At 56.2% G+C, this 26,887-nt stretch carries 23 protein-coding genes and 2 tRNA genes; 12 read left to right on the top strand and 13 right to left on the bottom strand.

The window, feature by feature from the left end:
* Window positions 1–10 precede the first annotated feature (10 nt).
* Together AB2L51_RS06635 and AB2L51_RS06640 are read right to left on the bottom strand one after the other, a co-directional pair.
* On the bottom strand, window positions 11–961 hold the full coding sequence (locus tag AB2L51_RS06635; protein ID WP_395581810.1) for an SDR family oxidoreductase: 951 nt from the start codon (window positions 959–961) through the stop codon (window positions 11–13).
* Window positions 958–1,542 (bottom strand): DedA family protein, encoded by a 585-nt coding sequence (locus AB2L51_RS06640; RefSeq protein ID WP_395581888.1) that lies wholly within the window; start codon window positions 1,540–1,542, stop codon window positions 958–960. The genes AB2L51_RS06635 and AB2L51_RS06640 overlap by 4 nt, the downstream gene beginning before the upstream one ends.
* A gap of 262 nt (window positions 1,543–1,804) precedes the next feature.
* Between AB2L51_RS06640 and AB2L51_RS06645 the strand changes: the two genes are divergently transcribed.
* Window positions 1,805–3,769: an alpha/beta hydrolase family protein gene (locus tag AB2L51_RS06645; RefSeq protein ID WP_408874556.1), complete on the top strand. Its 1,965-nt coding sequence runs from the start codon at window positions 1,805–1,807 to the stop codon at window positions 3,767–3,769.
* Between the two features lie 74 nt (window positions 3,770–3,843).
* Here AB2L51_RS06645 and AB2L51_RS06650 read toward each other — a convergent pair whose 3' ends face one another.
* The 4 genes from AB2L51_RS06650 to AB2L51_RS06665 all read right to left on the bottom strand — a co-directional run bounded on the left by AB2L51_RS06650 (window position 3,844) and on the right by AB2L51_RS06665 (window position 6,604).
* Window positions 3,844–5,472 carry an NAD-dependent malic enzyme gene (locus AB2L51_RS06650; RefSeq protein ID WP_395581811.1) on the bottom strand — a complete coding sequence of 543 codons (1,629 nt, stop codon included), beginning with the start codon at window positions 5,470–5,472 and terminating at the stop codon, window positions 3,844–3,846.
* A 188-nt stretch (window positions 5,473–5,660) separates the two neighbouring features.
* On the bottom strand, window positions 5,661–6,191 hold the full coding sequence (gene nusG, locus AB2L51_RS06655; RefSeq protein WP_166114019.1) for a transcription termination/antitermination protein NusG: 531 nt from the start codon (window positions 6,189–6,191) through the stop codon (window positions 5,661–5,663).
* A 9-nt stretch (window positions 6,192–6,200) separates the two neighbouring features.
* Window positions 6,201–6,395 carry a preprotein translocase subunit SecE gene (secE, locus tag AB2L51_RS06660; RefSeq protein ID WP_059024606.1) on the bottom strand — a complete coding sequence of 65 codons (195 nt, stop codon included), beginning with the start codon at window positions 6,393–6,395 and terminating at the stop codon, window positions 6,201–6,203.
* A 132-nt stretch (window positions 6,396–6,527) separates the two neighbouring features.
* Window positions 6,528–6,604: transfer RNA gene (locus tag AB2L51_RS06665), tRNA-Trp, on the bottom strand.
* 226 nt (window positions 6,605–6,830) lie between these two features.
* Between AB2L51_RS06665 and AB2L51_RS06670 the strand changes: the two genes are divergently transcribed.
* From AB2L51_RS06670 to atpC, 6 genes are all read left to right on the top strand, one after another.
* A tRNA-Gly gene (locus AB2L51_RS06670) sits at window positions 6,831–6,904 on the top strand.
* A 309-nt stretch (window positions 6,905–7,213) separates the two neighbouring features.
* A complete protein-coding gene (gene atpH / locus AB2L51_RS06675) occupies window positions 7,214–7,831 on the top strand; it encodes an ATP synthase F1 subunit delta (protein ID WP_179290170.1) in 618 nt (205 codons plus the stop codon).
* Entirely contained in the window at window positions 7,831–9,366 is a 1,536-nt protein-coding gene (atpA, locus tag AB2L51_RS06680) for a F0F1 ATP synthase subunit alpha (RefSeq protein WP_395581812.1), read from the top strand. The genes atpH and atpA overlap by 1 nt, the downstream gene beginning before the upstream one ends.
* 16 nt (window positions 9,367–9,382) lie before the next feature.
* Window positions 9,383–10,270 (top strand): F0F1 ATP synthase subunit gamma, encoded by an 888-nt coding sequence (locus AB2L51_RS06685; RefSeq protein WP_395581813.1) that lies wholly within the window; start codon window positions 9,383–9,385, stop codon window positions 10,268–10,270.
* 31 nt (window positions 10,271–10,301) lie between these two features.
* Window positions 10,302–11,774: a F0F1 ATP synthase subunit beta gene (atpD, locus tag AB2L51_RS06690; RefSeq protein ID WP_166114028.1), complete on the top strand. Its 1,473-nt coding sequence runs from the start codon at window positions 10,302–10,304 to the stop codon at window positions 11,772–11,774.
* A 28-nt stretch (window positions 11,775–11,802) separates the two neighbouring features.
* The gene (gene atpC, locus AB2L51_RS06695) at window positions 11,803–12,210 is read left to right on the top strand and encodes an ATP synthase F1 subunit epsilon (RefSeq protein WP_395581814.1); all 408 of its coding nucleotides are present in this window, start codon (window positions 11,803–11,805) and stop codon (window positions 12,208–12,210) included.
* A gap of 63 nt (window positions 12,211–12,273) precedes the next feature.
* Here the strand turns inward: atpC and queF are convergent, their stop codons facing one another.
* A complete protein-coding gene (queF, locus tag AB2L51_RS06700; protein ID WP_395581815.1) occupies window positions 12,274–12,744 on the bottom strand; it encodes a preQ(1) synthase in 471 nt (156 codons plus the stop codon).
* 122 nt (window positions 12,745–12,866) lie between these two features.
* Between queF and rnd the strand changes: the two genes are divergently transcribed.
* A complete protein-coding gene (rnd, locus tag AB2L51_RS06705) occupies window positions 12,867–14,069 on the top strand; it encodes a ribonuclease D (protein WP_395581816.1) in 1,203 nt (400 codons plus the stop codon).
* A gap of 36 nt (window positions 14,070–14,105) precedes the next feature.
* Here rnd and AB2L51_RS06710 read toward each other — a convergent pair whose 3' ends face one another.
* Window positions 14,106–15,104: an adenosine kinase gene (locus AB2L51_RS06710; RefSeq protein ID WP_395581817.1), complete on the bottom strand. Its 999-nt coding sequence runs from the start codon at window positions 15,102–15,104 to the stop codon at window positions 14,106–14,108.
* A gap of 214 nt (window positions 15,105–15,318) precedes the next feature.
* Here AB2L51_RS06710 and AB2L51_RS06715 point away from each other — a divergent pair, with 214 nt between their 5' ends.
* Window positions 15,319–16,008, top strand: coding sequence for a bactofilin family protein (locus tag AB2L51_RS06715; RefSeq protein WP_395581818.1), 690 nt, complete (start codon window positions 15,319–15,321; stop codon window positions 16,006–16,008).
* Between the two features lie 67 nt (window positions 16,009–16,075).
* Here AB2L51_RS06715 and AB2L51_RS06720 read toward each other — a convergent pair whose 3' ends face one another.
* The 5 genes from AB2L51_RS06720 to AB2L51_RS06740 form a co-directional block, all read right to left on the bottom strand.
* Window positions 16,076–16,693 (bottom strand): GcrA family cell cycle regulator, encoded by a 618-nt coding sequence (locus tag AB2L51_RS06720; RefSeq protein ID WP_395581819.1) that lies wholly within the window; start codon window positions 16,691–16,693, stop codon window positions 16,076–16,078.
* A gap of 187 nt (window positions 16,694–16,880) precedes the next feature.
* Window positions 16,881–17,744: a carboxylating nicotinate-nucleotide diphosphorylase gene (gene nadC / locus AB2L51_RS06725; RefSeq protein WP_395581820.1), complete on the bottom strand. Its 864-nt coding sequence runs from the start codon at window positions 17,742–17,744 to the stop codon at window positions 16,881–16,883.
* A gap of 21 nt (window positions 17,745–17,765) precedes the next feature.
* Window positions 17,766–18,746, bottom strand: a complete 981-nt coding sequence (nadA, locus tag AB2L51_RS06730) for a quinolinate synthase NadA (RefSeq protein WP_395581821.1) — start codon at window positions 18,744–18,746, stop codon at window positions 17,766–17,768.
* An 86-nt stretch (window positions 18,747–18,832) separates the two neighbouring features.
* Window positions 18,833–19,750, bottom strand: a complete 918-nt coding sequence (locus tag AB2L51_RS06735; RefSeq protein ID WP_395581890.1) for an NUDIX hydrolase — start codon at window positions 19,748–19,750, stop codon at window positions 18,833–18,835.
* A gap of 124 nt (window positions 19,751–19,874) precedes the next feature.
* Complete coding sequence (locus AB2L51_RS06740) at window positions 19,875–22,079, bottom strand: EAL domain-containing protein (RefSeq protein ID WP_395581822.1); 2,205 nt, start codon at window positions 22,077–22,079, stop codon at window positions 19,875–19,877.
* Window positions 22,080–22,795: 716 nt separating this feature from the next.
* On the opposite strand from AB2L51_RS06740, the gene AB2L51_RS06745 reads away from it, so the two are divergent.
* The 3 genes from AB2L51_RS06745 to AB2L51_RS06755 all read left to right on the top strand — a co-directional run bounded on the left by AB2L51_RS06745 (window position 22,796) and on the right by AB2L51_RS06755 (window position 26,863).
* The gene (locus AB2L51_RS06745; protein WP_395581823.1) at window positions 22,796–23,122 is read left to right on the top strand and encodes a YnfA family protein; all 327 of its coding nucleotides are present in this window, start codon (window positions 22,796–22,798) and stop codon (window positions 23,120–23,122) included.
* Between the two features lie 34 nt (window positions 23,123–23,156).
* On the top strand, window positions 23,157–23,828 hold the full coding sequence (tmpT, locus tag AB2L51_RS06750; protein WP_395581824.1) for a thiopurine S-methyltransferase: 672 nt from the start codon (window positions 23,157–23,159) through the stop codon (window positions 23,826–23,828).
* 158 nt (window positions 23,829–23,986) lie between these two features.
* Window positions 23,987–26,863, top strand: a complete 2,877-nt coding sequence (locus AB2L51_RS06755; RefSeq protein ID WP_400921237.1) for a sensor domain-containing diguanylate cyclase — start codon at window positions 23,987–23,989, stop codon at window positions 26,861–26,863.
* The last annotated feature ends 24 nt before the right edge of the window (window positions 26,864–26,887 follow it).

The raw sequence follows: 26,887 nt of genomic DNA on the forward strand, positions 1-26,887 counted from the left end.
GGCCCGGTTTTTACCAGGCCGTGTTGGTCAGCCGTTCCGAAACATCCCACAGGCGGGCGGCCAGACTGGTCTTGCGGGCTGTGGGGGGCACAATGGCCGGGCCGGGTGGGCCTCGGCGTTCGCCTGCGCCCTGCGGGCCATAGTAATCTCCATCCCGCGCCTGAGGGGCGAGGGCAGCATAAAGCAGGGGTTCGGCTCCTCTGGCGGCGGACTGGCCCATAACGCGCAGGATAGCCGTGCCAAGGGTCTGTTCGATCAGTCCCAGTGGTCTGGGCAGGGTGGATGCCTGCCCGTTAGCCACAATGGAGGTAGCCGCCCATCCCGGGTGAGCCGCGCGGGAGTGGACGTTCCAGCCCCGTTCCCCCGCTCTGCGTGCCAGTTCCTGCGCGAAAAGCAGGTTGGCCAGCTTGCTCTGCTGGTACGCCCCGAACGGGCTATATCTGTGGCGGCATTGCAGGTCGTTGAAGTGGATGGTGTTTTTACCCGCAGCAAGGCTGGCTACGGTTACAAGCACGCCTCCCCCCTTTGCCGCTTCAAGCAGGGGACGCAGATGTGCGCTCAGGGCAAAATGGCCCAGATGGTTCACGCCGAACTGGAGTTCGAATCCATCCTCGGTTTCCATACGCCGCGTAGGAGCCATGATTCCGGCATTGTTGATCTGGATATCAATCCGGTCAGTCAGCTCACCAACCACTCGCGCACATTCCGCCACGGAGCGGAGGGAGGCCAGATTGAGCGGGAGCAGGGTCATATCCGCCCGGGGACAGTCCGCGCGCAGGCGGTCCAGAGCATTCTGCCCTTTTTCGGGGTTGCGGACCGGTAGAAGAAGTTTTGCGCCACGGTGGGCAAGGCCGAGTGCAGCTTCAAACCCCAGACCGCTGTTTGCGCCGGTTACAAGGGCTACGCGCCCGTGGAGGTCCGGCTGTGTGCTGTTAACCCGCCAGGGACTGCGGCCTATCATGGTTTAGGGGCTTTGAGCTGCTCATCCTGTTCTGCTGCTTTCATGGCTTCCTCCGTCAGACGTTTTTCATTGTGCTTGATGAACACGAACAGCACGCCAATGACCACCAGAGTCGCGGCCCCAAAGCCTACGGCCAGCCAGCCGGAGAGTTTGGCAATCTCGCTTCCCAGCAGGTAGGCGCATGTTGTGTACCCCCCAGCCCAGAACACGCCACCAAGTGCGTTATAGAACAGGAACGTATGCCAGGGCATACGGTTCGCTCCGGCCAGTATGGCAACAAACATCCGCAGGATGGCCACAAAGCGGCCAAAAAAGATAACCGGCCCGCCATGCTTGAGAAAAACATAACGCCCCAGCAGCAGGCGCTCAGGAGTTAAGCCAAAGCGTGGGCCATGCTTGCGCAAAATTCCAAGGCCCAGATAGTGGCCAAGCAGGTAGCCCAGATTGTCCCCCATGATCGCCCCTGTAACCCCGGCAACAATAATGCCTTCGATCTGGAGCTTGTGGGTAGTCGCGCAAAAAATGGCCCCGGTAATCAGCAGGCTTTCCGCAGGAAGGGGCAGGCCCATGCTTTCCAGCATAACAACCACTCCAACCACCCCATAACCGTACCGGGTGAACAGGGTTGTCAGGTAATCAAGCGAAAAGATGGATTCCAGAGCGTGTAACAGGACAGACAATCCAATTCAGAGAGAACATCGTCAGGGGTGGGGAGGAGCAGAGTCACTCCCGTCATGTCAAGCCCACAGGAAAAAACAGCAGGTCCATATGCCCTGCCTAGCATGGAATGCAAAGCGGCACATGCCTTTCCGTTCAGGGGATTTTGCATGATAAACTGGGGAAATGATGGAACAGAACAGCGCTCATGCTCAAGTGCCCCAGCCCATGCGCTGCGGGAGTTGGCCCTCCCCCGTAACGGCTACTCTGGTGGCTGGTAAAAGCCTGACCTTTTCAGAGGTACGCAGCACAGGGCAGGCCGTGTTCTGGCTGGAGCGCCGCCCGGCAGAGGGGGGGCGGACAGTTCTGATGCGCTGGACAGAACCCGATGGCGTGGCCGAGGTACTGCCCGCGCAGGCCGATGTCGGGACCCGCGTGCATGAATATGGCGGAGGCGCTTATGCCGTCTCCCCCTACGGTATCGTCTATGCGGACAGGCGCACGGCGCAGGTCTGGCTGCTGGGGCAGGGAAGTGGATCCCCCACCCTTCTGGCCGGGGCGGAGGGCGTGCGCTTTGCCGACCTGCGGTTTGACCCCGCCAGTTCTTCGGTTGTGGCCGTGCGTGAGGACCACCGCGCAGCCGGTGAGCCCCAGAGCGCACTGGTCACCCTTGGTTGGGGGGCTGGCCCGGATGGGCTGGTCCTGCAACAGGGCGCGGATTTTTACATGTCTCCTACCCTCTCGCCTGATGGTGCGTTGCTGGCATGGATTGAGTGGGACCATCCGAACATGCCGTGGGATTCCACGCGCCTGTGCATGGGGCGTGTGGTGCGCGGGGCAGATGGCATTATTACGGCACTTGAGGATGTGCAGGTTCTGGCCGGAGGGGCTGGTGACGAGTCGCTGGTGGAGCCGCGCTGGACGGCAGATGGCCGCCTTCTTGTGATTTCTGACCGTTCCGAACTCTGGCGGGTTTGGGAAGTCGTGCATCAGCCCGCTCCGCATCTGGTAGCGTATGCCATGCCGGAAGGGGAGATTGGCCAGCCCGCATGGGTGTTTGGCCAAAGCAGCTACCAGCCTTTGGCCGATGGTGGGTGTGTGGTCCTGAGCGTGTGTGATGGAGAGGGCCAGTGTTTTGTACGCACGGCTGAGGGCCACATACACAGCTTTGTAGGGCAGCCCGATCAATGCCCTGTTGCGTTGGCAGACGGGCGGTTTGCATGGGTGCAGGCACCAGTAGATGCCCTGCCCGCCGTGGTGGTGGGTTCTGCCGGACAGGGTGGGCTGTGGGTACTCCGTCGTTCTGCCATACTGGATTTGCAGGCGGCGGATATGTCCCGCCCCGAATCGGTGCGTTTTGCGGTGGATGGGGGCGATAGTCAGCAGGGGCATGCCTTTTTCTACCCTCCCGCCAATAGCCGTGCCTGTGTGCCACAGGATGAAAAACCCCCGATGATCGTGCTGGTGCATGGTGGTCCAACCGCTCGGGCGCAGGATGGATTTTCCTTTAAGGTGCAGTGGTGGACATCCCGCGGTTTTGCCGTGCTGGATGTCAATTACGGTGGTTCCACAGGCTTTGGGCGGTCCTGGCGGGAACGGCTGCAAGGCCAGTGGGGTGTTGTGGATGTGGCGGACTGCATTGCCGCCTGCCGCCATATGGTGGCCACTGGTCGCGTTGACCCCGAGCGAATCGCTATTCGTGGTTCCAGTGCGGGGGGAATGACCGTGCTGCTGGCGCTGGCGGCTTCCAACCTGTTCGCTGCGGGTGTCAGCCTGTATGGCGTTACCGACCTGCGCGCATTGGCACAGGAGACGCACAAGTTTGAAGCGCGCTACCTTGATGGTCTGGTTGGCCCGTGGCCGGAAGCGGAGTCTGTTTATGTGGCGCGTTCCCCCCTTTCTGTCGCCAGCCGGATAAAAGCGCCAGTGCTGCTGTTGCAGGGGGCGGAGGACAAGGTTGTTCCCCCCTCTCAGGCTCATGCCATGGCAGCGGCGCTGCGCGCGGCTGGTGCTCCCTGTACGTTGCACGAATTTCCCGGCGAGGGGCATGGCTTCCGCCAGGAGGCAACCATTCGTCAGGCATGGACCATGGAACTGGCGTTTTATGGACGGGTTTTCGGGTTTGATCCGGCTCCCCCGATGGACGCCTGACTGCATACACCCAGTCGAATCGAAAAAAAACCGGGGTAGAAACACGGCCCCGGTTTTTTGTGGTCTGTAAAAAATCAGTCCGCGTAGCGTGGGCTGTACGTCAGGCTTTCAATCCAGGCCCGAATATCTTTGGGGCGTTCTACCGTTGCGGCACCCTGATCAAAAATAAATTCGGCAATCCGCGCAGCAGACGTAACCGATACGTCCAGAATGTCACTCTGGGGTGGGAACAGGCGGCCCCGCTCGCGTGATGCAGGGTCCACCTGATCTGCCAGTGCGCGGGCGGTTTCAATGACCATGTCATCCGTAATATGTTTGGGGCATGTGGCGTACACAGCCAGCCCCAGAGCCGGGAAGATGTAAAAATTGTTGGCCTGACCGGGGTAGAAGGTCCGTCCGTTCATTTCCACTTCGGGGAATTGCAGACCGGCGGCAAAAAGTGCCTGTCCCTGCGACCATTCATAAGCCTGCTCGGCCGTGCATTCCGCGTTTTTCTGGGGCAGGGAGAGCGGGAAAATAATGGGGCGTTCGTTCAGCGCGCTCATGGTTTCCACAACCTCCTGCGTAAAGGCTCCCCCGCAGGTTGAAACACCAATGAGCACGGTGGGTTTGATGGACCTGATCGTGGCCAGCAGATCACGCGAGGGAGGCAGGACTTTGGCGTAACGTTTTTGTTGTGGGCTCAGGTCCGTGCGGGATGTTTCGAGCAGGCCGTTCACATCCATGAGCGTTATGTGCTCAATGGCCTCCTGCTCACTTATGCCCTCCTGCTTCAGGGCGGAAATCAGCATATCCGCAGTACCCAGCCCGGAGGAGCCAGCGCCGAGGAATAAAAAGCGCTGCTGCGCCAGTGTTTCGTTCTTGATCTTGAGCGCGGTAATCAGGCCGGCCAGCGTAACGGCCGCAGTGCCCTGAATGTCATCATTATAGCACAGGGTCGTGTTGCGGTATTTGTCCAGATAATGCAGGGCGTCCGTGCCCTTCCAGTCCTCAAAATGCAGGCAGCAGTTAGGGAAAACGTCGTTAACCGCGTTTACAAATTCTTCCACAAACCCGTCCAGCTCTTCCAGCGGAGGGGGTTCCCTGCGCAGGCCAAGGTAGAGCGGGTCTGCCCGCAGGGCACTGTTGGTTGTGCCAATATCAAGCTGCACAGGCAGGAGTACTTCCGGCGGGACCGCACCGCAGGCCGTGTAAAGGTCGAGTTTGCCAATGGGAATGCCCATGCCGTTCACGCCAATATCGCCCAGCCCCAGAATACGCCCCCCTGTGGTGACGCACAGGAAGCGTACGTTATCCGTAGGCCAGTTGCGCAGGACGTCACGGATTCGGCCACGCATGTCCAGACTGATGTACATGCCGCGCGGGCGGCGGTAGATGTGGCTGAACTGCTGGCAGACAGCCGCCAGAGTAGGGGCATACACAATGGGCACAAACTGCGCGGGGTTGGACATGAGCACCCGGTAGAACAGGGTCTGGTTCTGGTCGCGCAGGCCGCTCAGATAGATGTAGCGTTCCAGATTGCTGGGTTTGGCTTCGAGGTGCCTGTGGATTCGCTCCACCTGCCGGTCCAGTGTTTCCACCTGTGTGGGCAGAAGTCCTTCCAGCCCGTATTCCCGCCGCTCTGCTTCTGTAAAGGCTGTGCCCTTGTTCAGCAGGGCATTGTTGAGAAGGGCTGTTCCTCTAAGAGCCGGGGTTAAAGGCATGGTAACTCCTTGGCAAAACGAAAACCACGTCAGGCTGACAGACAAGGATACAACCCGTAACACGCCCGAGTGTTCCAAATACCTGAACGGGTTTGTTGAGTTTGCAAGGCAGATGGACGGTGCACATCAGCAATAAAAAAGGCGGCCCGGAGGCCGCCCTGAGTAAAATCGTATCTGTGGCTGAAAAATTACAGCTTTTCGACCTGATTGAACTCCAGATCCACCGGAGTGGAGCGGCCAAAGATCGAAACGCTGACTTTCAGGCGGCCTTTTTCTTCGTCCACTTCCTCAATAACACCATTGAAGGACGTGAAGGGGCCATCGGCCACACGAATCTGTTCGCCCACTTCAAAGGTAACGGCGGAGCGGGGATGCTGCACGCCTTCCTCTGTCTGGCGGATAATCCGTTCGGCTTCTGCCGCGGAAATGGGCGTAGGACGGTTTTTGGTGCCCAGAAAACCCGTAACCTTGGGGGTGTCCTTGACCAGATGCCATGACTCGTCGGTCATTTCCATCTTGACCAGTACGTAACCGGGGAAGAACTTGCGTTCCGCGTTCACCTTCTGGCCACGGCGGACTTCAATCACTTCCTCGGACGGGACGAGAATCTCGTCAATATGGTCGCTCAGCCCCTTCTGTGCCGCATCTTCGCGGATGTGCTGCGCGATTTTCTTTTCGAAGCCCGAATAGACGTGGACCACATACCAACGCTTGGCCATGCCGTTTCCTCAGCCTCCCAGCCCGAAAAGTTGACGCACGCCGAGACCGATCAACTGGTCAACGACGAAGAAGAAGATGGATGCCATACCTGCCATGGCCAATACGGCGCCGGTGGTGACAAAAGTTGCGCGGCGGGTGGGCCATGTGACCCGTTCCGCCTCGGTACGCACATCATGCAGGAACTTACCGGGACTGAACGACACGAAGCACACTCTCCTTGTTCCGCCCCGCTCTGTTGCCAAGGGGGCAGCCTTAAATCAACACCACTCAGATTGTACGATAAAGCCGCATTTTACAGGTGAAAAGCGGAACCTTCCGTACACCACGAGAAAATCTGGCAGGGGTGGAGGGTCTCGAACCCACAACCTCCGGTTTTGGAGACCGGCACTCTAGCCAATTGAGCTACACCCCTGCAGCGTGTCCGCCACGGCTGGAAAAGACCTATAACGGAAACCCGTTCGTCTGACCAGCCACAATCTTGCGGGCATCACAGGAGGCGGAACAAAATATGTTGTGGCCCTAAAGTCAAGTGCCTGTTGCAGATTATTGTCGTGCGGGAGGGGGCGCAGGCGTAAAAAAACCACTGGGGGCTTGCGGGGCAGAGGGGGGATGGATTATAAAAAAGCCACCTTCGGAGTGCGGGCATAGCATAGTGGTAATGCTGTAGCCTTCCAAGCTACCGAGGAGGGTTCGATTCCCTCTGTCCGCTCCAAAGCTTTTCCCCTGAAAATCGAAGTCATTCAGTCTCACCGTTGCGTGAGCGTAGTGGTTTTTGTGCGGCATGCACAGGTCGTTCCGGGTGCGGCTTTTTGCTGCCCTTTGGTGTCTTGCGCACGTGTCTGAGAGCTTTTTGCGGGGCATTCTGGTTAGCCAGAATATGCCGCCAGAAGCGGGTTGAATAAAATAGGGTTGTTCAGCTAGTTGCGTGCCTGTTGTGGTCATGCTAGAGGCCGCGCCAACAGGTGCAGCAAAACTTGGATTCATCGCCTGATGGTCCGGGTTGCATCGTTGTCAGTGTGGAATGCCGGCGCGCACAGAAGGAAAGAACCAAAGAGTGGTGGCCTCGGGCGTAACGACAGCACAAGCAGTAGCTTTTGCGGCCAACGGTCTTGAAGGCCGTTACGCGATTGCGCTTTATGATCTGGCTGCCGAACAGCAGCAGCTGGACACCGTGCTTGATGAAGGTGGCGCACTTGCGCGCCTGATTGATGAGAGTGCGCCCCTGCGCACTGTTCTGGAAGACAGGCGCCTGGATATTCTGGTGTCTCGCAAGGCCGTTCTGGCTGTGCTTGAGGCTCAGGGATTCGGTCAGATTCTTCGTAATTTTGTGGGCGTCGTGGCTGATAACCGCCGTCTGCCGGTCCTGCGGCGCATTCTTGCATCGCTGGATGCGCTGGCCGTGGCCCGCCGTGGCGAGGTCGTGGCCGAGGTCAGCAGTGCTGTGCCGCTTACGGCTGAACAGCGGGCCCAGCTTCAGGTCCGTCTGGCCGAAGCCGGTTATTCCCGCATCAATATTCGCGAGCGTGTTGACAGCGCCCTGCTCGGCGGTCTTGTCGTCCGCGTGGGGGCAAAGCTGTATGATGCCAGCCTCAAAACCCGCCTGTTTCGTTTGCATTACGCCATGAAGGGAGCCGCGTGATGGAAATCCGTCCCGCAGAGATTTCGGATATCCTCAAGCAGCAGATTGCCTCGTTCGATAAGGAATCTGATGTGGTCGAAACCGGCACAGTCCTGTCCGTTGGGGATGGTATTGCCCGCGTATTTGGCCTGCAGAATGTCATGTCGGGTGAACTGGTGGACTTTCCGTCCGCTGGCCAGAAGGGCATGGCCCTGAACCTGGAAAGCGACAACGTCGGTATCGTTATTTTCGGTGACGACACCAACATCCGTGAAGGGGACAGTGTCACCCGTTCGGGTATGGTTGTCAGTGTGCCGGTTGGTAAAGGCCTGCTGGGCCGCGTTGTGGACGGTCTGGGTAACCCGATCGACGACAAGGGCCCGCTGGTTGACGTTGAACTGCGTCGTGCGGAAGTCAAGGCGCCCGGCATTATGCCACGCCAGTCCGTGAGCGAACCCATGCAGACCGGGATCAAGGCGATTGACGCTCTGGTGCCGATTGGCCGTGGCCAGCGTGAACTGGTGATTGGTGACCGTCAGACTGGTAAAACCACCATCCTGACCGACACCATTCTGGCCCAGAAGGGCGTGAATGAGCAGGGCGACGACAAGAAGTCCCTCTACTGCATCTACGTTGCTATTGGTCAGAAGCGCTCCACAGTTGCACAGCTTGTGCGTCTGCTGGAAGAAAAAGGCGCGATGAAGTACTCCATCGTCGTGGCCGCGACCGCATCCGACCCGGCTCCGCTGCAGTATCTCGCCCCCTACGCCGCGTGCGCCATGGGTGAATACTTCCGCGACAACGGCATGCACGCCCTGATCTGCTATGACGATCTGACCAAACAGGCTGTGGCTTATCGCCAGATGTCCCTGCTGCTGCGTCGTCCGCCGGGCCGTGAAGCTTATCCGGGTGACGTGTTCTACCTGCATTCCCGTCTGCTGGAACGGGCTGCCAAGATGTCCGACGCCAATGGCGCGGGCTCTCTGACAGCTCTGCCCGTTATTGAAACGCAGGCCGGGGACGTTGCGGCTTACATCCCGACCAACGTGATCTCCATTACGGATGGCCAGATCTTCCTTGAGACCGATCTGTTCTACAGGGGTATCCGCCCCGCCGTTAACGTGGGCGGTTCTGTCTCCCGCGTTGGGTCCGCAGCGCAGATCAAGGCCATGAAGCAGGTCGCAGGCAAGATCAAGCTTGAGCTCGCCCAGTACCGCGAAATGGCAGCTTTCTCCCAGTTCGCATCCGATCTGGACCCCGCAACGCAGAAGATGCTTGCCCGTGGTGCCCGTCTGGTGGAACTGTTGAAGCAGCCGCAGGCTTCGCCGCTTTCGGTTGAAGAACAGGTTGTTCTGCTGTTTGCCGGGACCCGTGGCTTCCTTGACGGCATTGCAGCCAGCAAGGTTGTGGCCTGGGAACGCGCTGTGCTGAGCGATGTGCGGAGCGCGGGCAAGGACATTCTGGATACGCTGAGCAAGGAACAGGCCATTTCCAAGGACCTGGAAGCGCGGCTGACTGAATATCTGACCGCCTTCAACCGCAACTTCGCCGGCTGAGGGAGCAGAAGCACTCATGGCTTCCCTTAAGGAACTACGCGCCCGGATCGGAAGTATCAAATCGACACGGAAGATCACGAGCGCCATGAAGATGGTGGCAGCGGCCAAGCTGCGGCGGGCGCAAGCCAGCGCAGAAGCTGCTCGTCCTTATGCGGCAGCCATGCGCCGTATGCTGGGTGAGTTGGCCGGTGCAACCAAGGGGGAGGACGGAGCGCCTCTTCTTCTGGCCGGTACCGGGCAGGACAAGGTTCATCTCCTTGTGCCCATGACCAGTGACCGTGGCCTGTGCGGTGGCTTTAACGCCAACGTGCATCGCCTTACGGTGCAGAGCATCCGTCGCCTTCAGTCCGAAGGCAAGACGGTGCGCCTGCTTCCGGTTGGTCGTCGCGCGCTGAACTTTTTCATGCGCGACTACGCAGATCTGATCGTTGATCATGTGATCGGGACAAGTGCGAAGGAAATTCCCTTTTCCGTCGCCAGTGACCTGGGTGACAAGATCAATGCCCTGCTTGAAGCAGGCGAGATTGATGTCTGCACACTTGTGTTCAACAAGTTTCGCAATGCGATGACACAGGTGCCGACATGCCAGCAACTGGTTCCCATGGTCGTGGAAGAGGCAGGCGGTACGCTGGAAGCCTCCAACGATGTGGCCCAGTATGAGTTTGAACCTGATGAGGCAACGCTGCTGGCCATGCTGCTGCCGCGCAATCTGCAGGTCCAGATTTATGCGTCGCTGCTGGAAACGGTTGCGGGCGAAAACGGTGCCCGTATGACGGCCATGGATAACGCCACGCGCAATGCAGGCCGCACTATCGATAGTCTGACACAGGTCTATAACCGGACCCGCCAGACCAATATTACTAACGAGCTGATCGAAATCATTTCGGGCGCACAGGCTGTCTGAGCCCGATCGTATGCCCCGCAGGAGCTGACCCATGTCGGATACCACAACCCAGACCCAGGCCCCTGCGGCCACGAAGACCAATGCTGTTGGCCGCATTACCACCATTAAAGGGCCGGTTGTTGACGTGCAGTTCGAAGGTGAACTGCCCAAAATTCTGAACGCGCTGCATGTCAAGCTGGGCGATCAGGTTCTGGTGCTCGAAGTGGCCCAGGAAATCGGCGAACACGAAGTGCGCTGCATCGCCATGGACACGACCGATGGTCTGGTCCGTGGTACGGAAGTGGTTGACACCGGTGCACAGATTTCCGTGCCTGTCGGTCCTGAAACCCTTGGCCGTATCCTGAACGTGATCGGTGAACCGATTGACGAACAGGGTCCCGTCCAGACCGCACGCCGCGCCCCCATCCACCGCGATGCCCCTGCTTTTGACGAGCAGGCTGCTGCATCCGAAATCCTGATGACCGGCATCAAGGTTGTTGACCTGCTCTGCCCCTACCTCAAGGGTGGCAAGATCGGCCTGTTCGGCGGTGCCGGTGTTGGCAAGACCGTTATTATTCAGGAACTGATCAACAACATCGCAAAGGCGCACGGTGGTGTGTCCGTATTTGCCGGTGTTGGTGAACGTACCCGTGAAGGGAACGACCTGTATTACGAAATGCAGGACGCAGGCGTGATCAAGCTGGGTGAAAACGGTTCTACCGAAGGCTCCAAAGTGGCGCTGGTGTTTGGTCAGATGAACGAACCGCCAGGTGCCCGTGCCCGCGTGGCGCTGACTGGTCTGACCATGGCGGAATATTTCCGTGATGAAGAAAATCAGGACGTGCTGTTCTTCGTGGATAACATCTTCCGCTTTACGCAGGCTGGTTCGGAAGTGTCCGCACTGCTGGGCCGTATTCCGTCTGCCGTGGGCTACCAGCCGACATTGGCAACGGAAATGGGTGCCCTGCAGGAACGTATTACGTCCACCAAAAAAGGCTCCATCACGTCCGTTCAGGCCGTGTATGTCCCTGCCGATGACTTGACCGACCCTGCTCCGGCTGCAACTTTTGCCCACCTGGATGCCACCACCGTTCTGAACCGTTCCATCGCGGAAATGGGGATTTACCCGGCTGTGGATCCGCTGGACTCCACGTCCCGTGCTCTGGACCCGCAGATTGTGGGTGAAGAACATTACGCAGTGGCAGGCGAAGTGCAGCGTATTCTCCAGACCTATAAATCCTTGCAGGATATCATTGCTATTCTGGGTATGGATGAACTGTCTGAAGACGATAAGCTGATCGTGGCGCGTGCACGCCGTATCCAGCGCTTCCTGTCCCAGCCGTTCCATGTGGCGGAAGTGTTTACCGGTGCTCCTGGCAAGCTGGTATCCGTGACCGATACGGTTCGTTCCTTCAAGGCGATCTGTGCTGGTGAATATGACGATCTGCCAGAAGCGGCCTTCTACATGGTCGGGACGATCGAAGAAGCTGTTGCCAAGGCAGAAAAACTGAGGGAGTCGGCCTAACAGCCGGCTTCTGGAGGGAGCACCAGTCATGCCAATCCAGATTGAGATAATCAGCCCTGAAAAGGTTCTGGTGTCGCGTGAGGTAGATATGGCCGTTCTTCCGGGCATGGAGGGTGATATTGCCGCCATGCCGGAACATTCGCCCATGATGCTTCTTCTGCGCGGGGGCGTTGTTGCCCTTTACGAAGGGGACAAGGTGACCGATCGCTATTTTGTGGCGGGCGGTTTTGCCGACATCACTCCCGCACGTTGCACGGTTCTGGCCGACAAGGCTGTGCCGGTTAGCGACATTTCCATTGATATGGCCACAGCACAGCTGGAAGCCCTGTCTGAAGCATGGGACAAGGCCGATAAGACCGATATGTCCCGTCTTGTTGTGCTGCAGGATCAGATTCAGGCAGTACGGGCTGAAATTGAAGCAGGCAGCGCCAGCTAGAATTTCTGTTCAGTCAGATTTAAAAAAAAGCCACCGTCTGGGTGGCTTTTTTTGTGTCCGGATTCAGCCGCGACCTCTGTAGGACGGAACATCCTGCGCGGGAATCCACACACCTGCGGGAGCCTCCCCTGTCTGCCAGAAAACATCAATGGGAATCCCACCGCGCGGGTACCAGTAGGCACCAATGCGCAACCAGATCGGGTTGAGCAGGTCAACCAGAGTGCTTGCGATCTGCACGGAGCAGGCTTCGTGAAAAGCGCCGTGATTGCGAAAACTGGTCAGGAACAGCTTGAGGGACTTGCTTTCCACAATCCACTGGTCTGGTACATAATCAAGCACGATATGGGCAAAATCCGGCTGGCCGGTAATGGGGCAAAGGGACGTAAATTCGGGCGCGGTAAAACGCACCATATAGCGTTTGTCCGGGTTGGGGGCTGGCACACGCTCCAGCACGGCCTCTTCCGGGCTGTTGGGGGGAGCAATCTGGCGGCCAAGCTGGGTCAGTGCGTGGCGTCCATCATCTGCTGTGTTCATCGTTTTCTCCATGCAGCTATGGTTTTCTTGGGTGTCCGGCTTGTCAGCGCGTTCGTCAAGTTTCGTATGGGGCATATGGGTTCTGGCTGTCTCTTTCTAGTTGGCTAGTGTATGGAAGAAACATGGCCAAATTACCCACTCCCGTCTTTCCTCAGCCCCAGCTTGTGTCCTCTACCCAGGATCTGGCGGACGCTCTTAAACCGTTTCATGCCGAACGTTTTGTAACGGTTGATACGGAGTTCATGCGTGAGCGCACGTACTGGCCGGAACTGTGTCTGGTGCAGGTGGGCAGCGCGCAGGATGTTGTGCTGATTGATGCGCAGGCGGAAGGGATTGACCTGACCCCTCTGGCAGAACTGATGGCTAATGCCTCGGTGCTGAAAGTGTTTCATGCCGCGAGGCAGGATCTGGAAATTTTCCTGCATGAGTTCGATGCTCTGCCAACACCTGTGTTTGATACGCAGGTTGCTGCCATGGTGGCGGGCTTTGGGGATCAGGTCGGGTATGACAGTCTGGTTGGCTCCCTGACTGGCCATATGATTGATAAAAGCCACCGCTTTACGGACTGGTCAGCCCGGCCGCTTTCCGAAGCCCAGCTGAATTACGCTGCAGGTGATGTGACATGGCTGCGACTGGTTTATGAAAAACTGGTGCGTAAGCTTGAGCAGGACAAGCGGGTAAGCTGGGTTGCCGCCGAAATGGCAGAGCTGGAAGACCCGGCAACATTCCGCCCTGATCCGGAAAAGCAGTGGGAACGGCTTAAGGCGCGCACAGGCAACCGCCGGATGCTGGGTGTGCTGCGTGCGGTTGCCGCCCTGCGCGAGCGTGAGGCCCAGCGCGTGAATGTGCCCCGTCAGCGTTTGCTGAAGGATGAAAGCCTGCTGGAAATCGCGGCAACAACACCGGGTACGATAGATGCGCTTGCCCGCGTGCGCGGAGTATCTCGTGGGCTGGCCGAAGGCCGTACGGGCATGGCGCTGCTGGAGGCGGTTAGGCAGGCGCAGGCCTTGCCGGAGTCGGAACTGCCACGTCCCGCACGGGGTAAGGGAAAGGATAACGCAAAAGCACCTGCATCTCTGGTGGCTTTGCTCAAGGTGCTCCTGACCGCCTGTTGCGAGGAGCACGATGTGGCGCCACGCTTGGTTGCCTCCATGGATGAGCTGGAGGCTTTGGCGCTGGATCCGGCACAGGCCCCTACATTGCTGTCGGGTTGGCGAGGCAGAGTATTCGGGGATGTCGCGCAGGCCCTGTGTGAAGGGCGGGTAGCGCTGCAGGTCAAGGGTGGGCGGGTGATCAGCGTGCCCGGCGAAAACGCGGCCTCCTGACGGAGTAACGCGCGCCCGCCGGACGGGGTGCCTGTTTTAGAAACCCATTTCTTCCCACAGGTTGGAAAGCGGGCGTGCACCGTAGTGCGAGATGATTTCTGACGCAGCAACAGAGGCAAGGCGTCCACATTCGGGCAGAGTGCGGCCGGATGTCAGCCCTGCCAGAAAGCCTGCGGCATAGGCATCACCCGCCCCTGTTGTATCCACAACCTGTGTTGGAACCGGGGCTACGGGTGTCATCTGGCCATCATGCACAATAACGCTGCCAAGGCCTGAGCGCGTCAGGGCCGCAAAGGTTGTGTCCTGCGCGGTGCGGCGGGCGGCGGTGTCAAAGTTTTCTGTTTCGTACAAGGCACAGATTTCGTCTTCATTGGCGAACAGGATATCGACATGGTTCTTGACCAGATCCAGGAATGCAGCCCGGTGGCGGCCAACGCAGAACGGGTCGGAGAGGGAAAGAGCAACCTGACGGCCATTCTTGTGGGCCAGAGCTGCGGCCCGGCGGAATGCCTCCTGCGCATGCGGAGGATCGAACAGATAACCTTCCAGATAGATAATGCTGGATGTGGCGATCATGTCCGGCAGCACGTCTTCGGGGCTAAAGCAGGTACAGGCTCCCAGATAGGTTGCCATGGTGCGTTGCCCATCGGGTGTGATCATGACCACGCACCGTGCTGTGGGCAGGTTGTCAAATACCTGCGTATTCAGCGGAGCGGATGGGAACTGCACCCCGTTATCGCGCAGGTCCTGCGTGAACTTGAGCCCTGCATCATCGCGCGAGACCTTGCCTAGGTAGGCAACACGCGCGCCAAACTGTGCCGCAACAACGCAGGTATTGGCTGCGGAACCACCACCCATGATCTGCTCGGGAGCCAGAGAGGCCTCCAGTGCGTTGGCCCGGTTCACGTCAATCAGTGTCATGCTGCCAGGGGTGAGTCCCTGACTTTGCAGGAAGGCTGCATCCGTGCGGGCGAGAATATCGGTAATGGCATTTCCAATACCGAGAATGTCGTATTGTGTGTCCTGACCGGTCATGGCGATAAAATTTTTTCCTGAAAAAATGATCTGTGTGGTTGTTTGGCTAGCGCGCTGCCACAAAAAGGGCAACAGTAAGGCTTAAGCAACATGCGCTGCTTACCGACGGCTCCGGGCATGAAAATGGTCTGAAGGAAGCCGGACTGGTTTTGGAGCGGCTTGTTAACGTGGACTGCTGCCTGAACGCAGGTGGCCAGAAAGGCGGGGGATTTTCTTGTTCAAAAGACGTAAGCCTGAAGATAGTCAGCCAAACACACAGGCACCCTCTACCGTGCAGCAGGGTTCTGCGCGTCCGGCAGAGGTATCTGGCACTGTTCTTCCGTCCAATGCGGCTGCTCAGGGGAGTTCCGCGCCTGAGGCTCCCGTATTGCATTCTGATATTTCAAAGGAAACTTCACCTATGGGTCGTGCACCTTTTCCGTCCGGTTCTTCTCTTCCCGCAGGTGCTGGCATTCCGCCTATGCCCGGAGTGGCTGTCGCCCGTGGCCTGCCTACGCAGATCCAGCCTAAAAAGGAAGGGCCGGAGCAGCGTACTCTGGTTGTCGGGCGTGGCATTAGCGTACAGGGTACAGTGCAGGATGCAGAGCGTCTGGTGGTTGAAGGGACGGTTGAATCCAGCATGATCACGGCCAAGGAACTGGTTGTTATGCCAGGTGGCCTGTTCCGTGGTGGTGTGGAAGTGGAAAATGCGGAAATCGCCGGTACGGTTGATGGTTCCCTGACCGCACGTGGTAGCTTGACCGTACGTGGCAGTGGCCGCCTGCTGGGTAAGGCTGCCTGCCATCGCCTGAAAGTGGAAGACGGTGGTCAGATTACCGGGCAACTGGAAATGCTGGCCGAAGGCAGTGGCACAACCAAAACGGCTGATAGCGAGGCTGAGCCGGTTAAGGCGATTGAAGGCTGATTATCTGCCTGTTAGCCTGATGGTGGCGTCTGCGCCGCCATCAGGCATGATGGTTGGGTGTGGCTGATCAGGCCACAGTGTCGCGGCGGTCACGCAGACGCACATAGGCAATTTGGGCGTGTTCCTCGCAATAGGGTTTGCCCGGAATGGGCGTTGCGCCACAAAAATGAAAGCCTGGTGTGCCGGGGTCGCCAATAGGCCAGCAGCAGGATGGGCCGCGGCGCTTTTGCGGTTCGGGGTCCGAAATGCTGCGCAGCAGTGTTTTGGGTTTGGTGCTGGGGCGCGCGGCAGGCGCGGTTTTTTCTTTTCTGGCAGTTTTATCATCCGCCATACCTGCATCAGTTGCCGTAGTAGGGGGCGGGGGTGGTTCTGCAACTGGTGTTGGCGCGGTTGTGGTAACCTGTTGCGCTGCTGGTGCCGCAGATGGAGCGGGAGCAGCAACGCGGCTGGCAGGAGCTTCCGATGCGGGAGGGGTAAGCGTGGGCTGCTCGGCTTTGTCGGCCGCAGCTTTGGGTTTGCTTCCGTTCCGCCGGATGGGGGAGGGGCGTGGCGGCAGGCCCAGCCTGTGCGCCTTGCCGACCACTGCGTTTTTGGTAATGGAAAGACGCCTGCCGATTTCCGCCGTTGAAAGACCTTCCGCCCAGAGGTCCTTAAGCTGGGCGATTATTTCTTCGGACCACTCCATTAACAGGCACCTTTGAGCATTGCATGGCGGGCTGGCAAAATACCAGTGCTTCTACGTACCGCATATTAGGAGGATGGCACTCGTATCTCAAGCGGAAAGCCCGCTGTCTGGGTTCCTGTGGTGTGTTCCTGCCTGCAAAACGTGGATTTACGGGTTTTATGGACGCCGAAAGGGCGGGAGCCGGTGCCTAGCTCTGCACAATATCCAGACCAATATCGAGTGCGTGCACACTGTGGGTCAGCCAGCCGAGCGAGAGCACATCCACCCCGGTCCGGGCAATGGCGTGGGCCGTCTTGAGCGTGATACCGCCAGAGGCCTCGGCCAGTGCGCGCCCGTTAATCATGCGTACGGCCTGTTCAAGCTGGGGTACGGACATGTTATCCAGCAGATAGACGTCCGCCCCCGGGCCGGACAGGGCTTCCTCAAGCTGTTCGAGAGTATCGACTTCCAGTTCCACCTTCATCAGGTGTCCTGCGTATGTACGGGCAGAAAGCAGGGCTTTTTGTATGTTGCCACCGCACAGGGCAATATGGTTGTCCTTGATCAGAATGGCATCATCCAGCCGGAGCCTGTGGCTGCTCCCGCCCCCGGCGCGCACCGCATATTTTTGCAGGCTCCTTAACCCCGGCAGGGTTTTGCGGGTGCAGGCGACACGGGCTTTGGTGTCTGCCACGGCCTGCACAATATGGTGCGTATGCGTGGCGATACCGCTCAGGTGTGACAGCAGGTTCAATGCCGTGCGCTCCCCTGCCAGCAGGGTAGTCGCGTTACCTTCCACGGTGGCAAGGACGTCACCTTGTGCAATCTGGCTGCCATCTTGTTTGATCTGGCTGAAGCGCACGCTCGGGTCCAGTATGGCAAAAGCCTGCCGGGCTCCTTCCAGTCCGCACAGAACACCATTCTGGCGGCTGCGGAAGATGGCATGCAACTGCTGCCCCGGCTGGGCCAGCGCCTGTGTGGTGACATCCCCCCCAATTCCCAGATCTTCCATTAATGCGGTGCGCACGATGGGTTCCCATAAAAGCGTGGGAAGATGCAGGTTTGAGGTCATGTCAGGCTCCGGTCTGGGGGCTTAAATTGCCAGCATCCGCTCAACCGCCATACGGGCGGGGTGTTGCAGGTGTTCAGGGATGGTCACTTCCGTCTGCATGGTTTCCAGCGCCTGACGGATATTGGACAGGGTAATCCGCTTCATGTGTGGGCACAGGTTGCATGGACGGACAAACTGGGTTTGCGGGTAGAGTGCCGCAAGGTTGTCGCTCATGGAACATTCTGTAACCAGCAGGACTTTTTGCGGTTTTGTCTGGTCAATAAAGCTGATCATCTGTGCAGTGGACCCCGCATGGTCGGCCTCTGCAACCACGTCGGGTGGGCATTCGGGGTGGGCGATGACGCTCACACCGGGGTGCAGGCGACGGTACTGGCGGATTTCCTGCGGGGTAAAGCGTTCATGCACCTCGCAATGGGCTGGCCATGTCAGCATTTCTATGCCGGTTTCGGCTTCGATGTTGCGGGCCAGAAACTCGTCGGGGATCATAATCACGCGGGGAACGCCCAGACTTTCCACAATGCGGCGTGCATTGCCCGATGTGCAGCAGACATCGCTTTCCGCTTTTACATCGGCTGTGCTGTTGACATAGGTTACAACGGGCACACCGGGGTAGCGCTTTTTGAGCGTTCTCACATTGTCTGCGGTAATGCCTTCGGCCAGAGAGCACCCTGCCGTGGCATCTGGGATAAGAACTGTTTTTTCCGGGTTCAGCAGTTTTGCGGTTTCGGCCATAAAATGCACGCCTGCCATCACCATGGTAGAGGCATCCACCGTTTGTGCCGCACGCGCCAGAGCCAGACTGTCACCCCGGATATCTGCCACGCAATGGAAGATTTCCGGTGTTTGGTAATTATGGGCCAGAATGACGGCGTTTTTTTCCTGTTTCAGGCGTAGGATGGCTTCAATATCCGCCGCGTAATTGGCTTCCCATTGGTCCCGCAGCATAATGTGGGCAACAGGGTAGTATAATTCATCCCTGCTGGGCATGAGAGAGGCAGACATGGTTGTGTTCCGTTTCCCGTGCTATATATGCTCTTATTGAGTATATATAGCATTCAGAAATTGCAAGGGTCGAACCAAACACTTTTTCAGGAGATGGCAGGTAAAGGAAGTTTGGCCCCTGCCAGATAGCAGTGTTCGGCTGTTTCGGGTGCGAATTGATATAGTTGTGCTGGTCGGCCCTGCGGGGAAGAATCGTATTCCGCGGTGCGGCTGACCAGTTTCTGCTGTTGTACAAGCCGCCGGAAGTTCTGTTTGTGCATGGCGCACCCCGCCAGAGCCTCCATGGCCTGTTGGAGCTGTAAAAGGGTAAACTGCCGGGGCAGAAGGTCGAACACTGCCGGGGTGTAGCGGATTTTTGCCCGCATGCGTGAGAGTGCTGTGGCCAGAATACGCCGGTAGTCGCGGTGCATGCTCAGGCCCGGCAGGTGCGCGCCATTCTGCCATGAGGATTCGGGCACAAGTCCGGCCTCCCAGAGCAGTTCATAACGCTGGAGGCTGAGTTCATCGTTCCATATGTGGTTCTCAAGGCCAAAAACAGTGGTACATCTTTGCCAGCGCTGCGTGTTATCCGCCGCCCACTGTTTGAGGCGCGTGGCAATGGTGTGCAGCAATGGGCAGGATGTCGTATCCCGCCGGTCTTCCCACGGAAAGTAGTCGTAAATGGAACGTTCGGCCAGACTGTGGTCGCAGTTCTGGCGGATGAACGCCATATAGGAAATCTGCACCCTCTGGTGGCCGTGCCCATGCAACGGGTCGGCAAAGGTATAAAGCTGTTCTGTATGACCCAGCTTGAGGCCGGTCTGGTGTTCTACCCAGTTGCGCATCCCTTTTTGCAAGGAGCGATGCTCCACCATAAGTGGGCCGGACGGAAAGGAGCAGCCATGTTCCAGCGTCAGAATATGCGGCGTATTGTTGCTGATGCTGACCAGAACAGCCACCAATTCGGCCTCACATAATACCGGCTGTGCGTTTTGGGGTATGGGAGTGGCCGAAGGACTGATCATGGCTGGCAAAGTGTCTGAACGTTTGGTGTCTGGCAAGTGTCATACCATCAGGGTGCATGAGGGTACGCTGGGATAGCCGGTTTTGCCACCGGCAGGGCGAGATGGGAGCAGAGGACAGGCTGGCTCAGGCCAGAGGAGAGGCGGCCCGTCTGGCGGGGAATGCGTCCAGCCAGAGTGGCATGTCATTGGCGGGTAGAGGCCTGCTGTAAAAATAGCCTTGCAGGATATCACAACCCAGTTGCTGCAATTTGGTCTCCTGCGCTTCGTGCTCGACACCTTCGGTAACAACCTTGATACCAAGACGTTTGCCAATGTTGATTGCTGCTTCTGCGACGACAAGAGAACTGATGTCGTCTTCAAAATTTTCAATAAAACTGCGGTCGATCTTGATTTCTGTCAGGGGAAGCTGGGCAAGCCGTGACAGGGAAGAAAACCCCGTGCCAAAATCATCCATGGACAGGCCAACGCCAATGTCGCGGATGGCTGTCAGGTTGGCGGCTGTTTCGGGGTCCTGCCGCATGGCCACACTTTCGGTAATTTCTATGGTCAGGCGCTGGGGAGCCAGATTGTACTTCTGCAATACGGACAGGATCTGGTCTGGCAGGTCCATGCTGCAAAAATGAACGGCAGACATATTCACACTGACAATGGGAACATAAACATCGTTCCGCTCCCATTCTATGACCTGCTGGCAGGATTTATCCAGTGACCACAGACCTATAGCTTCGATCTGCCCGGTTTCCTCGGCGATGGGGATAAAGGTGGAGGGTGGAATAAAACCAAGTGTGGGGTGCTGCCAGCGACTGAGTGCCTCAACCCCGCACAGGGTGCCCGTTAATGCGCAGATCTGGGGCTGATAGACCAGATGGAGCTGTGTTTTTTGCAACGCATCGCGCAGAGCGGAGCCAATGATAAGGCGTTCGCGCACATTGCTGTTGCCACCTTTGCCAAAAAACCGGAACCCTCCCCGCGCCTGTTTTTTGGTCTGTCGCATGGCAGTTTCTGACGCGCCGAGTATTTCCTCTATTTCCGTGCCATCATCAGGGTAAAGGCTGATTCCTATGCTCAGGGAGGCAACCAGATCGCGGCCTTTCACCTCTATGGGTTCGCGGGATATGCAATTCAGTTCATGGGCCAGTTTGCAGGCCTTGTTGCGATCCGCATCTGGCATGACAACGACAAAATCATCTCCACCCAACCGGGCAACCAGATTGTGACCCCGACAGAAGGCGGCAATGCGGCGGGCAATGGTCTGGAGCAGGATGTCACCGCTATTGTACCCCATGACGTTGTTGACATCTTGCAAAAGATCAACGTCAAGCATCAGAATGGCAAAGGGAGCCTGTTCGGGCTGTGCTAGCATCTGCCTCAGGCGGGTGGCCAGGGCTGTTCTGTTCAGAAGCCCGGTGAGAGGATCAATATTGTTGGAATTATTGATTCTATCAAGTGTTTTTTCATGTCCAATAATAGATGCGCAGGATGGTATGCAACCTGTGACAATTTTTTGTGGCCAGTCGGTAATTTTTTCCTTGTTGCGCGAAAAAAGCGCAAAAATACCGATCAGTTCACCCGCTGCGTTGCATATGGCGGATGCCCAGCAGTCATGCAGGTCGCTGTGCTGGTTCTGCCCCTGTTTTGGGGTCCAGATCAGGGCGCAGGCGTGGTGCGGGTTTGTGCGCAGATCCTGAATATCAGAAGCAGTCAGAATCAGATTGTCCAGCTTGCTGATCTTGCTGTTGGGCAGACTTTTCCCTGAAAGGATGGAAAGCCCACCCTGTGGGGTAATATGCAGGAGTGTGGCTATGCTGTTGGGAACAAGCTGCTCCACCTTGCCACACAGCATATCCGCGACATCCTGGATGGTTGTGTAGTCTGCCAGAGCGGCAAAAACCTGGCTTTGCAGTTCCAGGAGCTTACGGCGGTGGACCTCTTCGGTTACGCCTTTGATAAAAGCCATATAATAGCGTTTGTGATCTGCTCCGATCAGGGCCGTGGACAGCGAGAGTTCCGCAGCAACATAATCTCCGTTGCTCCGCACAAACGTAACCTCGCGCGATGTGTTGACAATGCGGTGAAGACCCGTCAGGCGATGATGCTCGATATAGTTATCATGGTGCTTGCGGTGTTCCATTGGAACCAGCTGATCAACATGGTTCCCCAAAACCGCGGAGGCCGGGTATCCCCACAAATGCTCTGCTGCGGCATTGAAAAAAACAATTCTGTTCTGATCATCAATGATGACGACACCATCAGTCGCCTGCTCAAGTATGGCCGCGTAAAATTTATCGACATGGTTTGAGAGTGTGAGCGGGTTTGCAGGGTCTGGCATGGACTCAATCTTTAGGCAGAAGGCTAAACCAGAGGGATGTCGACCCCATGACACTCATGCCAGATAAAAGAGCAGACATGGGGAAGGCATGATTGGTTATGGAGCATCTTTTGAATTTTGAATATACGGGAAAAGGGGAAGTCAAATAAATTTTTCTGTAGGCCAGAAAGAGTGAAAGTTCATTTTTCAATAACTGGATTAAGATGCAAGACAAAATGAGATAGATAGAGTACAGGATAGGTGTTTTGAAATTGGTTTCAAAGAGAACGTTCAAAATATACAAACACATGCCACATATATTCCCTTGTGATGACATGGATGATGTTTCTATTTTTATTGCGTGCGTTAAAAACTGTTTCAGGATTTTCTGAGATTGCGTTGCCGTAAAAAACCTTTTCCTCAAGTTTATCGTGATTTTTGTATCACCATTATCACATTGGCGTTATAACGATAGGCGGGACACATATTTGTTAACATTTGGTAAAAAAAGATAATTTTACAATGCGTTAAAGGGAAACTTCCCAAGCTTGTTTGTGGCGGGGAGAGTGGTTTTTCGTCACAAAACATGGGGGACAGGATTGTTTGATTCGGTTTTAAATGGCCGAATTTTAATGTCAGGTTTCTACCCCCAAGCGTGGTATGCAGAACGATCCATCGTCTGGTTTTATTGTGTGTGGTGCGTGGGGGATCAGAGATGTGCTTGTGACAAGTAGGGCATGAAGACAGGCTTGATTTTTCTGGCTGCCGCAATAGCCGAAATCGGAGGGTGTTTTGCATTCTGGATGTGGCTGCGTCTGGGAAAAGCGCCTGTCTGGCTTGTGCCGGGTTGTTGTTGTCTGCTTTTGTTCGCGTATCTTTTGACTTTGGTCGATACATCCGTGGCGGGGCGCGCCTATGCTGCGTATGGGGGTATCTATATTCTGGTTGCGGTTTTGTGGATGTGGTTTGCAGAAGGTATGCAACCAGATCGATGGGATTTTCTTGGTGCGGGTCTGTGTTTACTAGGTGCAGTCGTCATTCTGCTGGCACCTCATACACGGTGAGTGATGATTTGTTCTGGCGGGGGCATGGTTGTTCATGAACGCAGAGTTCTGGCTTGCAAAATGGCGTCAAAACGAGATCGGGTTTCATACCCCATGCCCACATCAAGCTCTTGTGGCGTATTTTTCCATCCTTGGTCTGGCTCCGGGGAGTAGGGTTTTTGTGCCATTGTGTGGAAAAACGCTTGATATCCACTGGCTCATGGCAGAAGGGTACAGTGTTGTTGGTGTGGAACTGAGCCGTTTGGCGGTTGAGCAGCTTTTTGCTGAATTGGGCATTGAGCCCGTTGTATTTTTCCCGTCTCCAGAAATTGTGGTGTTTGAAGGGCCTCATATAAAAATTTTCGTAGCAGATTTTTTTGTGCTGACACATGCCCTGCTTGGTCCGGTTGATGCCGTTTATGACCGGGCGGCTCTGGTGGCTTTGCCGGAAGAGATGCGTATACGCTATACGCGACATGTGATGGAGATTTCCTGTTCAGCAGAACAGTTTTTGATTTGTGTTGAATATGATCAGTCACGTCTGTCCGGCCCGCCTTACGCCGTTATGGCGCATGATGTGGAACAGTATTATGGGCAGGTTTATAATATTGCGAGCATTGACTGCCAGACTGTGCCTGGAGGTATAAAAGGAAAAGAGCCGGGGTTTGAACATATCTGGATTTTGCGGAGGCTTAAAGCAACACATGCGGGCAACCAGCATGGTTAATCTATATTTGGTTTGACCTTTTACGGATTTGGTGGGGGGCATTGGCTCTTGTAAAAAATCTTTAAAATATTTTCATTCATTACTTAAAAAATATAGAATGTCCGATAGGTCATCGTATATATTGGTTATGAACCTGTTATAAAATCCAGCATACGGTTATGCGCGTGAGTCCATTTTCATCCTTCTTTGCTGTTGTTTATCAGGCTTTTAACGCCATAAAAAAACCGGCAAGTGCGGTGGTGGGTTACGGTCTTCCGGTTCTGGTTGTGGCAATCTGCGGTACAGCAGTCGAGTTTGACGAGTATCAGCACGTCGTTGCCAAGATTAACGAGGCTGCGCGTCGGGATAGTCAGGCTTATGCCAACCTGATTATGGAGCGGCTGGATACCCGCTTTACCGAACTGGATATGGCTCTGGCAGCGTTGCGCGGTTCGGATAACAGGATTGATCCCCCGTTATCTCCCCAGGTTGAGATGTCGCTCCGGCATTATCTGCTTTCACGCCCGGCGTATTCGACGTTCAGCGTGTTGGGGGCTGATGGTGAGAGCATACAATGGTCCACCTCGGATCAGAAAAAAACTCGGGATGAACCTTTGCGGGATTTTTCACCCGTTCCCAAAATGCCTTATCATTTTTTGGGGCCTGTGCATTACTCGGAAACTCTGGGGACCGTTGTGCTGTCCATGCGGGTGCGTGAGAAAGACAATGGGAATGCAGGGTATTTTTTAGGGTCTCCTTACCGGATCAGCAGATTTCTGGATGAGCAGGAGCTGCCGCCAGATTATCGGAACTGGGATTTTACAGTTATCGACACCCGAAGCGGGCAATCCCTGACGCAGTTGCTGCATATGCAGGGGCAGGTCCACTCCCCGTTATCTGCCCGGCAGGAAATGGTCGTACTGGCTCCCGTGCCGGGTTATCCGTTTGTGGTGCAAACACTGGTGTCTTCCTCACGCGTGTGGCACACCTACAGCCAGCAGGCCCCCGCGCGCTGGAGCGCAGAGGTTCTGCTGCTTGCCCTGCTGCTGCTTTTCAGCGAGTTTTTAATCCGTCGGCGTGATCGTGAGCAGATGGTGCATTTGCGCAGGCTGACCGATTTCAACACGTTTATGGCGCAGGCCAGCCAATGTGCCAGTCAGGCAAATGATGAAGCAGGTCTTTTGCAGGAAATCTGCGACATGGCCATACGCTATACCCATTTTAAAATTGCCCTGATCACCCGACCGGATGAGGCGCAGTGGTTTCAGATGCTGGCAATGAGCGGTGCGCGGGCATATCTGAATAATATTGCGATCTCTGCGCGCGCGGACCTGCCGGAAGGGAAGGGCACTATTGGACGCGTCTGGCGTACGGGCCTTCCTCTTTTCAATGTGTCTTTTTCAAATAATGCTACTCTTGCACCATGGAAAGAGCGTGCGCTCAGGATGGGGCTACGCTCCAATACCGCATTGCCGATTTACAGGGATGGAAAAGTCTGGGCTGTTTTTAGCGTTTATCATGAAAAAGTGGATATTTTTGATGACCAGCTTCAGATTTTGCTCAAGGAAGTCTGTATTAATATTTCCATGGGGTTGGACAGAATTTACAGTCAGCAGTTAAGAACTGCTTTTCTGGATAATTCACTTGTTGGAATTTTACTTGTAAAAAACAGGGTTGTTCAGATGAACAACTCGTATACCACCTATATGCTTGGCTTGGAGTCTGATGCTCTTGTTGGTAAACCAACCGAAATTATCTATGCAGAGAAAAGCGAGTTCAATCGTATAACCGAGAGTTATGAGCAGATTGCACAAAATCGTACGGTACGGGTAACCGGGGTACGTCTTGCCCGTTCTGATGGTCAGATGCTGATTGTCGATTTTTCAGGCGTAAAATTATCTGATCTGCAAAATGATGTTTCTGTCTGGACGTTGGAAGACGTCACCAGCAGGGAGGTGGCAAGGCGTCTGTACCATGCGCTGGTTAATACCGCTGACGCCGTGCTGCTGGCGACGAATGAAAACGAGATGTGTAGCCGTGCCTGCCAGGATCTGGTGCGGGACACGTTGTTCCATGCGGTGTGGATTGGTCGCGTAAGCGAGTTGGGGCCGCTGGAGGTTTTGGCCCATGCCGGGGAGGGAACAGAAGGTATAGAGCAGATCAATACTAATCTGGATGGAGATTGTTCTTTGTCTCCGCCTCTTGTAGTCACGCGGGCATGGCGGGAAAAAGACGTTGTTTACAGTAACGATGAGCTGGCCGAACAGGCTGACAGCCCCTGTTTTGAGTTTATATACGCCAATAACTGGCGTGCAGTCCTGTCTGCTCCTATCCGGCGTGATGGGCAGATATGGGCGGTTATGACCTTTGTCTCCCCTCAGACGCAGGTGTTTGATGAGTCGAGTATCGCGTTGTGCAAACGGGTTACCAGCCTTTTGGGGCATGCATTGGACAAGCTTGATGTTAATCGACGGATTGAAGGTCTGCAGGAACAGGAGGCAGCCCGTGCCCGGCATGATGTGCTGACTGGTCTGCCCAACCGTCTGGCGCTTACGGAATATCTGCCGCAAGCCCTTGCCCGCGCACAGCGGCAGGCGACCAGCGTTGCTGTGGGTCTGATCGATCTGGATGGTTTTAAACTGGTGAATGATACATATGGGCACGAAGCGGGGGACAGGCTTTTGCAACAACTGGGGCAAAGCCTGCAGGCCCGGCTACGCCAGACAGATTACGTCGCCCGGTTGGGAGGGGATGAGTTTGTTGTGGTGTTTGAAGGGCTGACAACAGCACAGGCCGTTGAGCAGGTGGAAGTTGTGTTGACTACACTGCATGCCGCGGTTGAAAAGCCCTTCCCTGTTACGGTGGATGAGACAGCAACAGTGGGTATGACTCTGGGCGTGGCTTTGTACCCACAGGATGGTCTGGATGCCGAGTATTTGCTCAAACGGGCTGACAAAGCCATGTATCATGCAAAACAGAATAAAAAAACGCGTGAAAAATGGTGGTTCATGGCAAAGGATCTTGTGGATGATGCACAAGATGCTCCTCTACCCTGAGAGTTCTATACTCTTTACGGTCAG

The organism is Acetobacter fabarum, from assembly GCF_040702925.2.
In the GTDB taxonomy this organism is placed as follows: domain Bacteria; phylum Pseudomonadota; class Alphaproteobacteria; order Acetobacterales; family Acetobacteraceae; genus Acetobacter; species Acetobacter fabarum_B.

What these genes read in the sequence shown, in the direction of transcription:
- AB2L51_RS06635 (WP_395581810.1), bottom strand. Translation starts at nt 961, where the DNA reads ATGATAGGCCGCAGTCCCTGGCGGGTTAACAGCACACAGCCGGACCTC.
- AB2L51_RS06640 (WP_395581888.1), bottom strand. Translation starts at nt 1,542, where the DNA reads ATGCTGGAAAGCATGGGCCTGCCCCTTCCTGCGGAAAGCCTGCTGATT.
- AB2L51_RS06645 (WP_408874556.1), top strand. Translation starts at nt 1,805, where the DNA reads ATGATGGAACAGAACAGCGCTCATGCTCAAGTGCCCCAGCCCATGCGC.
- AB2L51_RS06650 (WP_395581811.1), bottom strand. Translation starts at nt 5,472, where the DNA reads ATGCCTTTAACCCCGGCTCTTAGAGGAACAGCCCTTCTCAACAATGCC.
- nusG (WP_166114019.1), bottom strand. Translation starts at nt 6,191, where the DNA reads ATGGCCAAGCGTTGGTATGTGGTCCACGTCTATTCGGGCTTCGAAAAG.
- atpH (WP_179290170.1), top strand. Translation starts at nt 7,214, where the DNA reads ATGCCGGCGCGCACAGAAGGAAAGAACCAAAGAGTGGTGGCCTCGGGC.
- atpA (WP_395581812.1), top strand. Translation starts at nt 7,831, where the DNA reads ATGGAAATCCGTCCCGCAGAGATTTCGGATATCCTCAAGCAGCAGATT.
- AB2L51_RS06685 (WP_395581813.1), top strand. Translation starts at nt 9,383, where the DNA reads ATGGCTTCCCTTAAGGAACTACGCGCCCGGATCGGAAGTATCAAATCG.
- atpD (WP_166114028.1), top strand. Translation starts at nt 10,302, where the DNA reads ATGTCGGATACCACAACCCAGACCCAGGCCCCTGCGGCCACGAAGACC.
- atpC (WP_395581814.1), top strand. Translation starts at nt 11,803, where the DNA reads ATGCCAATCCAGATTGAGATAATCAGCCCTGAAAAGGTTCTGGTGTCG.
- queF (WP_395581815.1), bottom strand. Translation starts at nt 12,744, where the DNA reads ATGAACACAGCAGATGATGGACGCCACGCACTGACCCAGCTTGGCCGC.
- rnd (WP_395581816.1), top strand. Translation starts at nt 12,867, where the DNA reads ATGGCCAAATTACCCACTCCCGTCTTTCCTCAGCCCCAGCTTGTGTCC.
- AB2L51_RS06710 (WP_395581817.1), bottom strand. Translation starts at nt 15,104, where the DNA reads ATGACCGGTCAGGACACACAATACGACATTCTCGGTATTGGAAATGCC.
- AB2L51_RS06720 (WP_395581819.1), bottom strand. Translation starts at nt 16,693, where the DNA reads ATGGAGTGGTCCGAAGAAATAATCGCCCAGCTTAAGGACCTCTGGGCG.
- nadC (WP_395581820.1), bottom strand. Translation starts at nt 17,744, where the DNA reads ATGACCTCAAACCTGCATCTTCCCACGCTTTTATGGGAACCCATCGTG.
- nadA (WP_395581821.1), bottom strand. Translation starts at nt 18,746, where the DNA reads ATGTCTGCCTCTCTCATGCCCAGCAGGGATGAATTATACTACCCTGTT.
- AB2L51_RS06735 (WP_395581890.1), bottom strand. Translation starts at nt 19,750, where the DNA reads ATGATCAGTCCTTCGGCCACTCCCATACCCCAAAACGCACAGCCGGTA.
- AB2L51_RS06740 (WP_395581822.1), bottom strand. Translation starts at nt 22,079, where the DNA reads ATGCCAGACCCTGCAAACCCGCTCACACTCTCAAACCATGTCGATAAA.
- AB2L51_RS06745 (WP_395581823.1), top strand. Translation starts at nt 22,796, where the DNA reads ATGAAGACAGGCTTGATTTTTCTGGCTGCCGCAATAGCCGAAATCGGA.
- tmpT (WP_395581824.1), top strand. Translation starts at nt 23,157, where the DNA reads ATGAACGCAGAGTTCTGGCTTGCAAAATGGCGTCAAAACGAGATCGGG.
- AB2L51_RS06755 (WP_400921237.1), top strand. Translation starts at nt 23,987, where the DNA reads ATGCGCGTGAGTCCATTTTCATCCTTCTTTGCTGTTGTTTATCAGGCT.